Source organism: Sphingomonas sp. Leaf5, assembly GCF_001421155.1.
In the GTDB taxonomy this organism is placed as follows: domain Bacteria; phylum Pseudomonadota; class Alphaproteobacteria; order Sphingomonadales; family Sphingomonadaceae; genus Sphingomonas.
Window position 1 is genome coordinate 136,084 of the sequence record NZ_LMJZ01000012.1, and the last position, 15,099, is coordinate 151,182.

12 protein-coding genes are annotated in these 15,099 nt (G+C 65.8%); 5 read left to right on the forward strand and 7 right to left on the reverse strand.

All coding sequences use genetic code 11. The features are described from left to right. Positions 1 to 144 precede the first annotated feature (144 nt). From pgeF to lgt, 4 genes are all read right to left on the reverse strand, one after another. Positions 145 to 930, reverse strand: coding sequence for a peptidoglycan editing factor PgeF (pgeF, locus tag ASE50_RS09705; RefSeq protein ID WP_414882041.1), 786 nt, complete (start codon positions 928 to 930; stop codon positions 145 to 147). Continuing rightward, complete coding sequence (locus ASE50_RS09710; RefSeq protein WP_056399205.1) at positions 927 to 1,436, reverse strand: GNAT family N-acetyltransferase; 510 nt, start codon at positions 1,434 to 1,436, stop codon at positions 927 to 929. The genes pgeF and ASE50_RS09710 overlap by 4 nt, the downstream gene beginning before the upstream one ends. Continuing rightward, a complete protein-coding gene (locus ASE50_RS09715) occupies positions 1,433 to 2,479 on the reverse strand; it encodes a class I SAM-dependent methyltransferase (protein ID WP_056399208.1) in 1,047 nt (348 codons plus the stop codon). The genes ASE50_RS09710 and ASE50_RS09715 overlap by 4 nt, the downstream gene beginning before the upstream one ends. A gap of 202 nt (positions 2,480 to 2,681) precedes the next feature. After that, positions 2,682 to 3,581 (reverse strand): prolipoprotein diacylglyceryl transferase, encoded by a 900-nt coding sequence (gene lgt, locus ASE50_RS09720; protein WP_056399214.1) that lies wholly within the window; start codon positions 3,579 to 3,581, stop codon positions 2,682 to 2,684. Between the two features lie 216 nt (positions 3,582 to 3,797). Between lgt and ASE50_RS09725 the strand changes: the two genes are divergently transcribed. From ASE50_RS09725 to ASE50_RS09740, 4 genes are all read left to right on the forward strand, one after another. Next, positions 3,798 to 6,029: a xanthine dehydrogenase family protein molybdopterin-binding subunit gene (locus ASE50_RS09725; protein WP_056399219.1), complete on the forward strand. Its 2,232-nt coding sequence runs from the start codon at positions 3,798 to 3,800 to the stop codon at positions 6,027 to 6,029. A 231-nt stretch (positions 6,030 to 6,260) separates the two neighbouring features. Continuing rightward, entirely contained in the window at positions 6,261 to 7,268 is a 1,008-nt protein-coding gene (gene hemH / locus ASE50_RS09730) for a ferrochelatase (RefSeq protein WP_056399221.1), read from the forward strand. A 30-nt stretch (positions 7,269 to 7,298) separates the two neighbouring features. Then, the gene (gene phbB, locus ASE50_RS09735) at positions 7,299 to 8,021 is read left to right on the forward strand and encodes an acetoacetyl-CoA reductase (protein WP_056399223.1); all 723 of its coding nucleotides are present in this window, start codon (positions 7,299 to 7,301) and stop codon (positions 8,019 to 8,021) included. Positions 8,022 to 8,499: 478 nt separating this feature from the next. After that, positions 8,500 to 9,627, forward strand: coding sequence for a DUF3667 domain-containing protein (locus tag ASE50_RS09740; protein ID WP_056399225.1), 1,128 nt, complete (start codon positions 8,500 to 8,502; stop codon positions 9,625 to 9,627). A 539-nt stretch (positions 9,628 to 10,166) separates the two neighbouring features. Here the strand turns inward: ASE50_RS09740 and ASE50_RS09750 are convergent. From ASE50_RS09750 to ASE50_RS09760, 3 genes are all read right to left on the reverse strand, one after another. After that, positions 10,167 to 11,186, reverse strand: a complete 1,020-nt coding sequence (locus ASE50_RS09750) for a hypothetical protein (protein WP_056399234.1) — start codon at positions 11,184 to 11,186, stop codon at positions 10,167 to 10,169. 146 nt (positions 11,187 to 11,332) lie between these two features. Beyond that, the gene (locus tag ASE50_RS09755; RefSeq protein WP_082438941.1) at positions 11,333 to 12,253 is read right to left on the reverse strand and encodes a uracil-DNA glycosylase; all 921 of its coding nucleotides are present in this window, start codon (positions 12,251 to 12,253) and stop codon (positions 11,333 to 11,335) included. Positions 12,254 to 12,462: 209 nt separating this feature from the next. Next, positions 12,463 to 14,421, reverse strand: a complete 1,959-nt coding sequence (locus ASE50_RS09760) for an ATP-dependent nuclease (RefSeq protein WP_200909504.1) — start codon at positions 14,419 to 14,421, stop codon at positions 12,463 to 12,465. Positions 14,422 to 14,704: 283 nt separating this feature from the next. On the opposite strand from ASE50_RS09760, the gene ASE50_RS09765 reads away from it, so the two are divergent. After that, positions 14,705 to 15,064, forward strand: coding sequence for a hypothetical protein (locus ASE50_RS09765; protein ID WP_056399240.1), 360 nt, complete (start codon positions 14,705 to 14,707; stop codon positions 15,062 to 15,064). Positions 15,065 to 15,099 lie beyond the last annotated feature (35 nt).

The window sequence follows — 15,099 nt, forward strand, 5'->3', positions numbered from 1 at the left end:
GGAAGAGCGTAGCGATAGTTACGACGGAAACCAAATATTGCTCCCCTCCCTGACAAGGGAGGGGCCGGGGGTGGGTAGGCCGGGGGCGGGCGTTACGCTCCCTCGCGCGCCGACCCACCCCAACCCCTCCCTGCCAGGGAGGGGCTATTGTTGCGCCAGCCCGATCACCGACAGCTGCCGGCCATAATCCGCCTCGCCGCGGTGTGTCGCGCGGCGGAAGCTGAAGAAGCGGTCCGCCTGCGCATAGGTGTCGAGCCCCAGCGCCTCGATCCGCCGCACGCCCGCTGCCGCCAGCCGGTGCACCACATAGGCTTCGAGATCGAACCGGGCATGGCCGGGGCGGTTTTCGGCGAAGAAGCGCTCATTGGCCGGATCGGTCGAACAGAAGCGTTCGACGAAGCCCATATCGACCTCATAGCTTGCCCGCGCGATGCACGGGCCGATCGCCGCGGCAATCCGGCCGCTGCGCGCGCCGAGCTTTTCCATCTGCGCGATCGTCGCGTCGGTAATGCCCGCCAGCGCGCCCTTCCACCCGGCATGGGCCGCACCGACCACGCCGGCCTCCGGATCGGCGAGCAACACCGGCGCGCAATCGGCGGTGACGATGCCGAGCAGGATGTCGGGCCGTTCGGTGACCATCGCGTCCCCCTGCGGCCGGTCGGCATCGGGAAAGGCGGTCAGCACCCGCAGGACCGAGGCTGAATGCGTCTGATACAGCCCGCACAGCGCCGCGCCGGGCAGCACCGCCGCCACGGCACGCGCGCGATTTTCCGCGACCGCCGCCGGATCGTCGGCCGATCCGAGGCCGACATTGAGGCCCGCGACGACCCCGGTCGACGCGCCGCCGCGCCGCCCGAGAAAGCCGTGCGCCACGCCATCCAGCGCGGCGGCGCGGACCACGTCGACGCCGTTCACTTGCTCGTCCGTCACAGCGCCACCCGCATCACGTCGTCCACATCGCGATGATTGCCGACCATGAAATCGTAGCTGCCGACCCGTTCGAAGCCATAGCGTTCGTAAAACCGCCGGGCGCGATGATTGTCGACGAACACCGACAGATAGAGTTCGTCGGCACCGGTCGCGCGCGCCGTCGCCAGCATATGCTCCATCATTCGCGCGGCGAGGCCGCTGCCCTGCCATGCGGTTCGCACATAGAATTGGCGCAACTCGATCGGCCGTCCGCGCGGTTCGAACGGCAGCGACGGCGGTCCGAGCTTGGCGTAACCGGCCGCGTCGTCATCAGCCATTGCCAGCACGACATGGAAGCGCGGATCGGTCAGTTCCCCGGTCCACTTGTCGGGTGTGTGGTTGGTCAGGAAGGCGGCGAGATCGGTCGGGTCGTAGAGCGTGCCGAACGTTTCGGTAAAGGTTTCCGCCCCGATCCTTGCAAGCAGCGCGGCATCGGTGGCGGTCGCGGCGCGCAGCACCGGGGTCATGCGAACCCCGCCGGAACCGGCCAGCCGGGGCTGGTGATCGCGATCGCCTTGAACAGGCTGCCCATCTGTTCGTCCTCCACCAACCGGTCGCGATCGGCGCGCAACTCGGCGGCGCGGTCGGGCGACCGCGCCGATAATGCCTGTACCCGCGCATCGATGCCAAGCGCCTTCAGCAGCGCGCCCTGTTCGATCGGGCCATAGGCCACGGCATCTTCCGCCCGCGCGGCTTCGGCGAGCGTCGCGAAGTCGACATGCGCGGTCAGGTCCTGCTCGCCTGGGTTTTCATACGGGTTGACGAAGCCGTGCCCGCGCACCGCCTGCAACGTGTCGCCGATCGCTGGGCCGCTATAGCCATAGTCGATGATGAGCGCGCAGCCGCCCTGCGCGACGATCCGCCTGGCCAGCTGGCGCAGGATGGCGACGGCGGCCGGGGCGGTTTCGAGGACCGAGCCGAGCGGCGCCCCCTGCAGATGCGGGGGGATGATCGGGTCGAAACCGCGCGTGCCGACGATCGGCAGGAACAGCGTATCCTGACACGCGACCAGCCGCTCGCGCCAGCCCTCCGCCGTCTTCACCAGTTGCCGGATCGGCAACGCGTCGAAAAATTCGTTGGCGACGACCAGCAGCGCGCCGTCGTCGGGCAGGCCGACCCCGTCCATCGCCCATTCGGCCTGCGGCACGCGCTTCGCCTGTTCGGCGCGCAGCGTCGGCGAGGTCTCGACGAAATGGACGCCGGGGGTACAGCCTACCGATGCCATCGCGCGGAGCGCGTCGGCGGCGAGGGTGCCGCGACCCGGACCGAATTCGACATAGCGCGCCGCCGGTCGCCCGGCGCGATCCCACCCGTCGGCCAGCGACAGGCCGATCAGCTCGCCGAACATCTGGCTGATCTCGGGCGCGGTCGTGAAATCGCCCTTCGCACCGAGCGGGTCGCGTGTGGCGTAATAGTGCGCGTTGGCCGCTCCCATGAACTGGGCGAGGCTGATCGGCCCGGCCAGCGTGATCGCGCGGGCGAGGCGTTCGGGCAGGGCGGCGTCGGTCACGCGAAATCCTCCCCGCTGCGCGGGGAGGGGGACCGTCCGCAGGACGGTGGAAGGGGGTATCCGCAGACGCAACCGTGGTGGAGCAGGCGAACCCCCTCCACCATGCTGCGCATGGTCCCCAGCATCGGGTCGGATCGTCCCCCGGACGATCCTCGGCCATGCGGGGCATGGCCGACCCGATGCTCCGTGCCGGGGAGGAGCTTCATGCCACGCTCTCCGTGCCCGCAATCGGCTCCACGCGGACGCGGCGCTTCTTGGCGGTCGCCATCAGATACGCGCCGACCGCGATCATCGGCAGGGTCAGCCACTGGCCCATATGCAGCCCGGTCGCCTGTGCGAATTCGACCAGCTGGGCATCGGGTTCGCGCCAGAATTCGATGACGAACCGCGCCACGCCGAACCCGGCCATGCCGGTGCCGAGCAGGAAGCCCGGCTTGTACCGCGCATCGGTCCGCCAGAAGAGGAAGGCGAGGATCAGGAACAGGATCAACCCTTCGCCCATCGCCTCATACAGCTGGCTGGGGTGACGCGCCGGATCGAGACCACCGGCGACGGTGCGCGGGAACACGATCGCCCATGGCGCGTCGCTGGGCTTGCCCCACAGCTCGCCGTTCACGAAATTCGCGAGCCGGCCGAGGAACTGGCCGATCGGCGCGACGCAGGTGACATAGTCGGTGACCCGGAGCGCGCGCAGGCTGTGTTTGCGCGACAGCCACCAGATGCCGAGGATCAGGCCGACCATGCCGCCGTGGAACGACATGCCGCCGTCCCACAGGCGCAGGATCTTGATCGGATCGGTAATCATTTCCGGCGCATAGAACAGGACGTAGCCGATCCGCCCGCCGAGGATGATGCCGAGCGTCGCATAGAAGACGAGGTCGTCGGCATGCCGCCGTGCCATCGGTGCGCCGGGCTGGTCGAGCAGCTTGAGCATATACCACCAGCCGGCGAGGATGCCGGTGATATAGGCCAGCGAATACCATTTGAGCTGAAAGAAGCCGAGGTTCAGCGCGACCGGGTCCAGCCCCAGATCGCTGTAGCGGATATGGCCGGCGGCCATGCCGATATCGCCGGTCGCAGCGGCGAGGGTGGAAAGGATCAAGGGAAGGCTCCGGCTGTGTGGCGGCGGGTAATATCGGGGAAGCGCGTGGAGGGGAACACAAGATCCTCCCCGGCACGGGGAGGGGGACCGTCCGCGTAGCGGATGGTGGAGGGGGACGTCCGCAGGAGCAGCCGTCGTGGAGCAGGCCAACCCCCTCCACCATGCTACGCATGGTCCCCCTCCCCGTGCCGGGGAGGATTTGCTACGGCCTTTCCTATGGCAGCTTCCGAACGTCCGACCATCACCCGCCGCAACCTGCTGATCGGCGGCGGGGCGGGCGTCGGACTGATCGTCGCATGGGGGCTGTGGCCGCGCCGCTATGGCGTCAATCTCGCGGCTGCCGAGGGCGAAAGCGTGTTCGGCGCCTATCTGAAGATCGGCAGCGACGGACAGGTGACGGTCGCGGTGCCGCAAACCGAGCATGGGCAGGGCGTCTATACCGCATTGCCGCAGATCGTGGCCGACGAACTGGGGGCCGACTGGCGAACGGTCGCGGTCGAGGCGGCACCGATCAACCCGCTCTACGCCAATCCGCTGGCCGCCGGCATCCTGTTCGGCGACGCGCTGGCGCTGCTTCCCGAAGCGACGCGCGCGACCCATGCCGAGCGGGCCGCCTTGATGCTGACGGCCGGGTCGACCTCGGTCCGCCGGTTCGAAGCGCCGCTGCGCGCGGCGGGGGCGGCGGCGCGGGTGTTGCTCTGCAAGGCGGCGGCGCGGGGCTGGGACGGCGACTGGCGCAGTTGCGGCACCGCCGATGGATTCGTCGTGATGGGCGACCGCCGCGAACGCTTCGGCGTGCTGGCCGAACGCGCGGCGCGCGAGAGCCTGCCGGGGGGCGAGCTCCCCTTGCGGACCGGCGACGACAAACGGCTGACCGGCACGCCGGCCCCCCGGCTCGACGCCCCGGCCAAGGTCGATGGCAGCGCGACGTTCGCCGGCGACGTGCGCAAGCCGGGCATGGTCTTCGCCTCGATCCGGCAGGGGCCGATCGGCGATGCGAAGCTGCTGAGCGCCGACAAACCGGCAGCGGAGGCGGTGCCCGGCGTGGTCAGCGTGATCGAAACCGATCGCTGGGTCGCCGCCGCCGCGACGACTTGGTGGGCAGCCAATCGCGCGGTCGACGCGATGGCCCCGCGCTTCGAAACGCATGGGCTGATCGACGACCGCTCGATCGCGGCCGCCCTCGACGCCGCGCTCGCGGGGGAGGGCGCGCGGGTGCATGATGCTGGCGATATCGATGCGGCGTTCACCGGCGGGCGGACCCAGACCGCGACCTATCGCGTCCGCGCCGCGCTCCATGCCGCGATCGAACCGACCTGCGCGACCGCCGAATGGAATGACGGCACGCTGACGCTGTGGATGCCCACGCAAGCTCCGACGCTGGCCCGCGCCGCCGCCGCGCGCGCTATCGGTATCGGCGAGGACCGCGTCGTCCTGCACCCGACCATCGCCGGCGGGTCGTTCGGGGCCAATCTCGACCACCGCGCCGCCGAACAGGTGGCGGTGCTGGCGCGCCGGCTGGAACGGCCGGTGCAACTGACGTGGTCGCGCGGCGAGGATTGTCTGGCCGATCGCTATCGTACGCCCGCCGCCGCGCGGATGACCGCCCGGCTGGGCCGGGGCGGTCGCATCCATGGCTGGCGCGCGCAGATTGCCGCGCCGCGCACCGGGCGCGATCTGGCGCGATTGCTGCTGGGCGGCGATGTCGCCGCGTCGCTCGGCATGGCATTGCCCGGCGACCGGGGCGATGCGCTGGCCACCGAGGGCGCGGTGCCGGCTTACGGCGTCGCCAACGTCGCGGTCGATCACCATCCCGCCGATCTTGGCCTGCCCGCCGGCTGGTGGCGCTCGGGCGCGCATAGCTACACCGCCTTTTTCACCGAATGCTTCCTCGACGAACTGGCGGGGTTCGCCGGGATGGAGGCGCATTCGTTCCGGATCGCGATGCTGGGCGGCGACGTGGCGCTCGCCCGCTGCCTGTCGACGGTCGCGACGATGGGCGGCTGGCAGGGCGGGGTGCCGGGCAGCGCGCAGGGCATCGCCTGCCACCGGATGCGCGGATCGGCGATCGCCTGCATGGCGGAGGCGCATATCGGTGATGACCAGCGGGTGAAGGTCGACCGGCTGGTCGTCGCGGTCGATTGCGGGCGGATCATCAACCCCGATCTGGTGCGCCAACAGATTGAGGGCGGTCTGATCTTCGGCATGGCGCAGGCGACCGGTGCCGCCACCGGCTTCGATGCGAACCTGCCCGATGTGCGGGGCTTTGGCGGGTTGCATCTGCCCCGGCTGGCCGATGTGCCGGACATCATGATCGAACTGATCGAATCGGACGGCGATCCCGGCGGCGTCAGCGAACTGGCGGTGCCGGTCGTCGCCCCCGCCATCGCCAACGCGCTGCACGCCGCGACGGGGCGGCGGTATCGGACGCTGCCGCTGCTCGGGTGATCGGGAAGAACGCAGAAGCGGATGTTCGCGCAAAGGCGCAAAGGACGCGGAGAAGAGGTGCTCTTGGAAACGCTTCGCGCGTAAGCGCCTTCGATATTCGGTTGCAGCGGACGAAGAGGTCTCCCGGTCGCGAAACGCCAGCCAATAACGCAACCCCTCTGCGTCCTCCGCGCATCCGCGTGAACCAAATCCCCTTGCACCAAAGCCGGAGCTAGAGCGTTACACGGCATCATGGACCTGCCGTCGAATCACCCCGCCATTCCCCAGCGCCGCGTCGGCGTACTGCTGATGAACCTCGGCACGCCCGACGATCCGTCGCCGCGATCGGTGAAGCGCTATCTGGCCGAATTCCTGTCCGACCGCCGTGTCGTCGAAATCCCGCCGATCGCGTGGCAGCCGATCCTGCGCGGCATCATCCTCAACACCCGTCCGAAGAAATCGGCGCACGCCTATCAACAGGTGTGGAGCGAGCGCGGCTCGCCGCTTGCCGCGATCACCCGCGCCCAGTCCGACGCGATGCAGGGCGCGTTCGGCGACGGCGTCGTGATCGACTGGGCGATGCGCTACGGCAATCCCTCAATCGCCAGCCGGATCGACGCGCTCCGGCAACAGGGCTGCGACCGCGTCCTGCTGGCACCGCTATACCCGCAATATTGCGCAGCAACGACCGCCACCGCCAATGACAAGGCGTTTGCCCATCTCGCGACGTTGCGCTGGCAGCCGGCGATCCGCACCCTGCCGCCCTATTACGACGATCCGTTGTATATCGATGCACTCGCGACGACCCTGCGCGAGGATCTGGCCAAGCTCGCCTTCGAACCCGATGCGATCGTCGCCAGCTTCCATGGCATGCCCAAGCGCACGCTGGCACTCGGCGATCCGTATCACTGTCATTGCCAGAAGACGGCGCGGCTGGTGTCCGAAGCGCTCGACCGGCCGCTGACCATCGCCTTCCAGTCGCGCTTCGGCCCGGCGAAGTGGCTTGGCCCGGCCACCGACGAAACGCTGGTCGAACTGGCGAAGGCGGGCAAGCGCCGCGTCGCGATCTTTGCGCCGGGGTTTTCGGCGGACTGTCTGGAGACGCTGGAGGAACTGGCGATCCGTGGCCGCGAAAGCTTCGAAACAGCGGGCGGCACCGATTTTGCCTATCTTCCTTGCCTGAACGCCGAGCCCACAGGCAATAAAATGTTGCGCAACATTATCGCGCGCGAACTTGCGGGCTGGGTCGACCCCGCCTAGCAGGGACGAAACAGTCGTAGGAGAGAATGCATGGCACGGGTAGCGATCGTCACCGGCGGCACGCGCGGTATTGGCGAGGCGATCAGCCTCGCGCTCAAGGATATGGGCGTCACGGTTGCCGCCAACTACGCGGGCAACGACGAAAAGGCGAAGGCGTTCAGTGATCGCACCGGCATTGCCGCCTTCAAGTTCGACGTGGGCGATTTCGAAGCGACGCAGGCGGGCGTGAAGGCGATCGAGGAAGCGATCGGTCCGGCCGACATCGTCGTGAACAATGCGGGCATCACCCGCGACGGCACCTTGCTCAAGATGACCTACGACATGTGGGACGACGTGATCCGCACGAACCTCGGCGGTTGCTTCAACCTTGCCAAAGCGACCTTCCCCGGCATGCGGGACCGCAAATGGGGCCGGATCGTCAACATCGGTTCGATTAACGGTCAGGCCGGCCAATATGGTCAGGTCAACTATGCCGCCGCCAAGTCGGGCATCCACGGTTTCACCAAGGCGCTGGCGCAGGAAGGTGCGCGGTTCGGCGTGACCGTGAACGCGATCGCTCCGGGCTATATCGATACCGACATGGTTGCGGCGGTACCTGCCGACGTGCTCGAAAAGATCGTGGCGAAAATTCCGGTCGGCCGGCTGGGTCAGGCGAGCGAAATCGCGCGCGGCGTCGCGTTCCTGTGTTCGGAAGAAGGCGGCTTCGTGACCGGCTCGACGCTCAGCATCAACGGCGGCCAGCACATGTATTGATCGCGGGTCGGCGGGGCGGGACCCTGCCGGTTTGATGAACTGGAAGCGCCCCGGTGAAAGCCGGGGCGTTTTTTGGTCAGGGAGCAGAATTGGTTCCCCGTGTCGACGGCATCTGCGGAGCGGCATTCGTCCGCAAGAAGCCGCACTTGGTTGGCGTTGATGCAGGGCTAGGGCGGCCGCAGAGACACAGATCGAGCGAAGCGTCTCCCCCTGCTGCCTCGTCGGATGTTCCCACGGTTTGATGGTGCGATCCTTCCATTGGAATGGAAGGGATGCCTATGGAACAGCCCCGTCAGCGTCGCGCCACGACCACACACACCTCGTCCCAGCTTCTCGCAAGCTCTGCTCACGACGGTAAGCCGTAAGCCGGGTATCAGCACCGGTACGCTGCTTTTGATGGGTCATGGTCGAATGCGAATTCGACTGATTGCCGCAGTGCAACAGGTGATCTAGCATGGCCGCTCAGCGGGGGTGAAACATGCAGGGGCTAGACGATGCGGGCGCGCTGGCGACCGGGGGATTGATCGCACGGGAGATCGAGGGCGGCTCGCACGCCCCGGCCGACGACCGGCACCATCTCCATGCCGGGCGTTGCCTCAACTGCGGCTCGGCGCGGATTGGGGCCTTTTGTAAGGAATGCGGGCAATCCTCGCATCTCCACAGCGACCTGATCGGCTTCGCACATGACGTGCTGCACGGCGTCTTCCATTTCGACGGCAAGTTCTGGTCGACGCTGCCGCTCCTCGCTTTTCGTCCCGGTCAGTTGACGCGACGATATATCGATGGCGAGCGGACGAAGTTCGTCACGCCGATGGCGATGTTCCTGTTTTCGGTGTTCCTGATGTTTGCCATCGTGTCCAACGTGCCCGGCTGGACGGATGGCGGGATGGTTCCGGCGGTGGGCGAGGCGACGCCGTCGCTGGGTAGCGTCCACCGGGGCATCGGGCAGGCGGTCCGCGACAAGACCGAGACGATCGCCATGCTCGAGCGTGATCGCACCGCGGCCGTGGCCGCCGGCCGGCCGGTCGCATCGATCGACACGCAGTTGACCCGGTTTCGCAAGGATCTGGCGAAGCTGACCACCGCCGCGCGGATGCTGCCCGACCTCAACACGGCCAGCCCACGGCTCATCGCCCGCTCGCTGGGCGAACCGGTCGATCAGGACTTGCTGGACTGGCTGTTCGTCAAGGTCGAACATGCCCGCGAGAATCCCAAGCTGCTCATCTACAAGATGAAGAGCGCCGGCTATAAGTACAGCTGGGCGCTGATCCCGCTGACGCTTCCGTTTCTGTGGCTGATGTTCGCGTGGCGGCGAAGGTTCGGGCTGTACGACCACACCGTCTTCGCGACGTATTCGATCGCCTTCATGTCGCTGCTGGTCGTGGTGCTGACTCTGCTCGGCTATGCGTTCGGCGGGGCGGGGCGGACCTTTGCCTGGATCGCGCTGCTCGCGGTGCCGCCAGTCCATATTTACAAGCAACTCCGCTACGGCTACGAATTGCGCCGATTGAGTGCCGTATGGCGGACGGTCGCGCTGCTGCATGTGGTATCGATCACCTCCACGCTGTTCTTCCTGCTGCTTCTCTACCTTGGCGTCGCCGACTAGGGGGTTAGTCCCGGCATCTGGAGGATCGGATTAAGGACGAACCGGTTTGGGTCGGCGGTTCTGATTCTAGCGGCATGTTCGTAGGGCTGAAGCCGGCTGTGAAGCGCGAGACCACCAAACGCGTAACGCCGGGAGATGATGGATGCGTTCAGCGCGTTGATGCGTGAGAGCTTGAGCGGGGACGATCCTACGCTCCGCAAATGCTGTTTGGTCCGTTTAATCTACGAAGTGCGGACGATCAGGAAACGACTCGAATTTTTAGTTCGTCTTGGCTCGATAGGGAGAACGGAGCTGGTCATCATGGGCATGGTGCCAATGTTTGACTGGGTGACACTGCTACTTAAGGACTTCGCAAGTGACACGAGCGTTTATAGCGGCTTAGCCGGAAAATTGCTACTTATGAAAAGCGGTTAGCGGAAAAAGTGCTACTTGGCACCTTCGCTGCCCCGACCCGACTGCGCCACAGGGCGACGCCACCGTGGCCATTACGGGCAGATCGGCGATGATCGGTCTGCTCTACGTCGTATGGTCGGATCTCATCAGTCCAGTCCACACAGACCCAGGAAGGCATCGTCGAACTCCACCTTGGCATACGCATCTGGGGACTGGCGTCGGTAGGTGTGGAGGAGAACGCCACATTCATCGATCGCGCGAACGAGCGCCGGCTGAGGCAGGCCCGGGAGCAGCAGGACGAGTCGATGGTCCCCAAGCCTCGGCAGAAGCCTTGGATAGAGCTGAAGCTGGCCCATCCCACCGTAGACATCCGCGGCCGAATTACCCGTCTTGATCTCGACTAGGAGGGCACCGGCGGGCGCGGCAATGACCGCGTCTACTTCGTAGCCTGCAGCGTGCCTCGGCTTGTCGATCAGGATGCCAGCCGAACGAAGGAGAAGGGCGAGCTGCTGCCACACCTCGCCCTGCAGCCGCCGCACCTCCTTTGCATCGACCGCGATCCTTGGCCCGACGGTGTAGCCTTCAGCCTGCTCGTCACGCCCAAGTCCCTCCACAGGCGCGGTGTCCGGCAGATCGCCATCGACCTCGGCGTCGCGCAGTCGCGCCAAGGCGCAGCGATCGACGAAGCGGCCGGTCGCATCCCTGATGTCCTCCGCATCGACGTCCAGCCGCGTGACAATGTGCCACTCCCGCTTCTTCCCGCTGGTATCGCCGTTCAGGACGGGGGTCGGTTCAAGGTTTGTGAGACGACGAAAGTCAACCTCCAGGATGTGCGGATTACCCGCGATGGGCGAATTGAGCCGCCCCTGCCTTATCAAGAAGGGCGCTCCCTGCTCGTTGACGGCGATTCCCGTGGTCACGTTAGCGTTGCCTGGTGTGTCGGCCTCGTTGATCTGCACGGCCCAGTAACCGCCCGTCGGGTCGGTCCCAAGCGCCGTCCGCTCGCCCAAACTTTCGCTACGGTTGTCAGCTTGGTTGCGGAAGACGATGCGTTGCTCGGGCAGGCGCCATAGTAGGCCGTCCCTTACGCCAGTCTCTATGAGCGCTCGACGCCATGTCTCGAATCCATGACCGACGACCTTCGGGTCCGAACTCATCGTCAACATCGAACCGCTCCTCCGCATGATCGAAGTGGATCGTGCCCGACGACCTACTCGGTCAGCAAGGGTCTCCTCAGAACGGAGCGCTTCGAAGACCTATCCGTCAGCCCCTGGACCCGCCCGGGGTCGTCTCCTCCCAGCTCTCGAAAGCGCTAGGAGGATCGCCGCCGCCTCGTCGACGCTCGTTGCCCGGACGAGGCGTCACGGCGCCCGCGGGCCGGACGTGGGCCAGCCGGCGGCAAGGACCAGTCGATCTCGGGAAGGCGTTCATCCCTCAGGAAAGCGTTGGCTGCGCTGAACGGCTTGCTTCCGTTGAACGGAACGTCCGTCGAGCCTTCGACCAACTTCCGGCTGGCGCAGGGGTGGTCCGAGAGTAGCACCTTGTGGTCGGTGCCGTCGAAGACCGACTTGAACTCGCCAGCCTTGCCTCCCCATAGAAGGATCACGGTCTTGCGTTCCCGCCGCGCCATGACGCCAAGCACGGCCCGAGTGAACCTCGGCCAGTCGAGGTCGCCATGCGCCCACGTGTAGCCGACGAGGTTGGTCAGCGCCGCGTTGAGAAGTAACACGCCCGACTTCGCCCACGGCTTCAGGTTTCCACTTTTCCTCCCGTTCCACCCAAGGTCTCGCCGAGCCTCGGCCAGGATCTTGGAGAGAGCGCTCGGCAGCTTGGCGTCGCGACGCACGCTGAAGGCCAAGCCATCGGCGTCACCGGGGTTAGGATACGGGTCCTGCCCGACTATGACGGCACTCACCTTATCCACCGATACGAGGTTCAGCGCCCTGAAGATGTCGGACCGGCAAGGCGCCACCCTCGCGTCGCCACTCTCCGCAGACAGTTCAGCCGCCTCCAGGGCGTTGGCTATCTCTGCCATGTATGGCTGATCGAATTCAGCCCTCAGGGCGTCACGCCACGACGGCTCCACTAGCAAAGAGAACAGCTGGTCCGTGGAAGATGGCGTAGTCATGGCGCCGAGGTGCGCGGACGCAGGCGTACGATCAAGCCCTCCATTCCATGGAGGGCCAAACATGGACCGGTATGCCATCAACGACGACATTGAACATGTCTTCATGCCTGGCCGATTCACGGGAGTTCCCGGGACGACGTAGCTGGACTAGCAGACGATAAGCATCTCGCTCCGGGGCGCTGATTTCAGGCTCGATATCAGCTGCCCCGTAGCGATCGTCGCCATGATGCTCGGAAGCCGCCTCGGTGACGCCGTTTCCGACTCCACCGGAGCGCAGAACTTCGCTTTACATAGCAGCGATGCCGACGCTCCGATTAGGCGGTGACCGGCATTGGCGCCAGACACGCTTCCAGCAGTTGCCGAAGATCAGGCGCTACTTCGTGACCAGGCACGATGCGATAGGAGTTCAGCAGCTTGTCGTCGTGACCATCGGCCTTCACGACGACCTTCAAGGCCGCCAAGAGCTTCTTACCCTTGACGGTTTCCGGCCGGGCGCCGCCGGCCGCATCCCACAGCGCGTCCGAACTCGGTGAACCGCCGTTGGGGAAGAGTTCCCAGTTGACCACCTTCCGCTTGGCGAAGAACGTGTCCTTTGCCTGCCCGACCTTGGCGGCCGCTGCGACACGCCAGCCTTCGGCGACAGCCTCATCTACACCATAGATGGCCACGAGGTGGGCGGCAGCGCAGAAGTAGGCCTCGACGTCGCATCCGGCCGTAACCCATGCAAACGCGCCGTCCGTCTTGAAGCGTTCGGCCCACGTAGTTGCCTCGTCCGGCGACATGAAGTCGCCGTCCCGGTGAATGATCGCCTTGATCTTGAGCTGTCCGTCCACGAGCAAGCCGTTCAGCAGCTTGTCCTTCGGCAGGTTCTCGATGCCGAAGCAGCGGCACACCGCGAGCTGCCGGGACAGTTCGGGCCATTGACGCAGGATCGCACGAAGCGCCGTGTCGTCCTCATCCTCGACGAAGAACAACGCGGACTTGTCGAGGCCTCCCCAACCTAGGAGGCGACGGATCGCCTCGCCGTCGTCCGTCTCGATCCGGCCGTCGTTCATCCATACCAGCTTGACCGCCGGGCTTGCGCTCCGCGCGATGTGGGGGCTGTGCGTGGTCAAAATGATCTGGGTGTCCGTATCCGCCGCCGCGAGCTCAAGCGCCTCAATGAGCCTCTCCTGCTTGTCGGGATGCAGATGGGCATCAGGCTCGTCGATGAGCATGATCTTCGGCTCGAAGAGAATCAGATACGCGAAGATCTGGATGACCTGCAGCAGGCCGGTGGCCGCGGTCTCCAGCGGCCGGTTCTGATTGCCGAGGCCCGGAGACGTGTACGTGGCCGAGATGTGATAGTCTTCGCGCTCGTCGAACGACACGTCGACCTGAATGCCGGGATGCACGGTGCCGATGTAGGCGTTCAGCTGATCGAGCCGCGCCACGCCACCGTTTCCGTCGGTCTCGGTAACGCGTCGGCTGCGCAGGCTGAGCAGGATGTTCCTCAGCACGCCGCCGGCGTCGCCGCTAGCCGCCTGCCTGCGGAGGGACGGCTGCGCCAGGATGCTCTCGCGTTCGGACAGTCCGGCCAGGCCGGGTATGTAGGCGGTTATGAACTGGACGCGTTGCTTGTATGGCGTCACCGCCGCGCCGCCCTCCATGTAGGCGGTGATGCCGCCACGGTTGCGAGCCGCCCGGATCCTGACCGTCGCCTGCGAACGCTCCTCGCCGATCGGAACGTGACCGAAGATCACCTCCACCGGGGTCGAAGTCTTGTCCGTCTTGAGTTCGCTTTTGTGGGCGGTGCGCAGTGGCTCGCTACTCGGCAGGTAGTCGAGCCGCTCGAACGAGATCATCTCCGTGGTGTTCCGGTGGGCGATGTAGCTCGCCGAGCGTGCGGCCCAGTGAACCGCCTGCAGAACGGAGGATTTGCCCGAGCCGTTCGGGCCGACAAGGATTGTCACCTGCCCGAGCGGTATGACGGCGTCCTGCGTCGCCTTGAAGTTCCGGACGGTGATCGACTCCAGCCGAGTCCAACGTCTCGCCCGGGTGGAGCGGGTGTCGGTCACTCCGGTTGCCGGCTGCCCATCACCCATAGCTGCATCATAGGCGGGCTCAGGTATGTCGCTGACGAAGGCCACCGTGCTTGTGAGATCGCCTGCATCTTTGAGAATCTGAATCTCATCCCCGGTTGAGATAGCCGTGGCCGCGGCCTGATCGACAACCGGCTCGACCTCGTTGATTTCGAGTTCAGACGCCGACACGGTTTGCTCGTCATCGTTCAAGTCATTGCCCCCTCTCGCCGAGGTTGTAGGATCGGAAGTCAACACCGCCAATAGGATATCCGTAGAAGCTCGGACCGCCGGCCTTCCGAAGAAGAGAGATCTGCGACATGGATCCGCTCGGACAGCAACCCCCCGCAACTCCGTTTGAAGCCCGCCGCCCGTCCGGGTCCGCGAGCCAGCGGCCTTAATGGACTGATCGAGGCCGCCAACGTATTCGCTCAGGGGTCAGGCAGCCGATCCGCTGAACTTCGTATATATCAGCTCAGGTGGACTGGGCGGCCGTATGACCCGCTCAACCGCGACCAAGTGGATCGTCCCGGGATTCACCTACTTGGGCATGAGATTCGTCAACGGGCAGACCCTTTTTCACCCCGGACCGAACGGCGAGACTGCCGGTGTCACCTTCATCGCGCCTCGGGACGGCGACTATCGGTTCGTCGGGAAGTTCCAGATCACAGCAAGGTGCGGCAATGGGATCATTGCGGAAGCAAATGGGATACGCGCGCCGCTTGTCGACGGGGATCTGCCGTTCTCGTTCACGAAGCGACTGTCGAGAGGCGAGACGGCATCGTTCGTCGTCGATCCCAATAGGGATGCGGGTTGTGACGAAACATCGATCGAACTCACCGTGGATCGACAATGATGCTCGGCAACGAGCCGAGCCGCCCACCTGCAGCA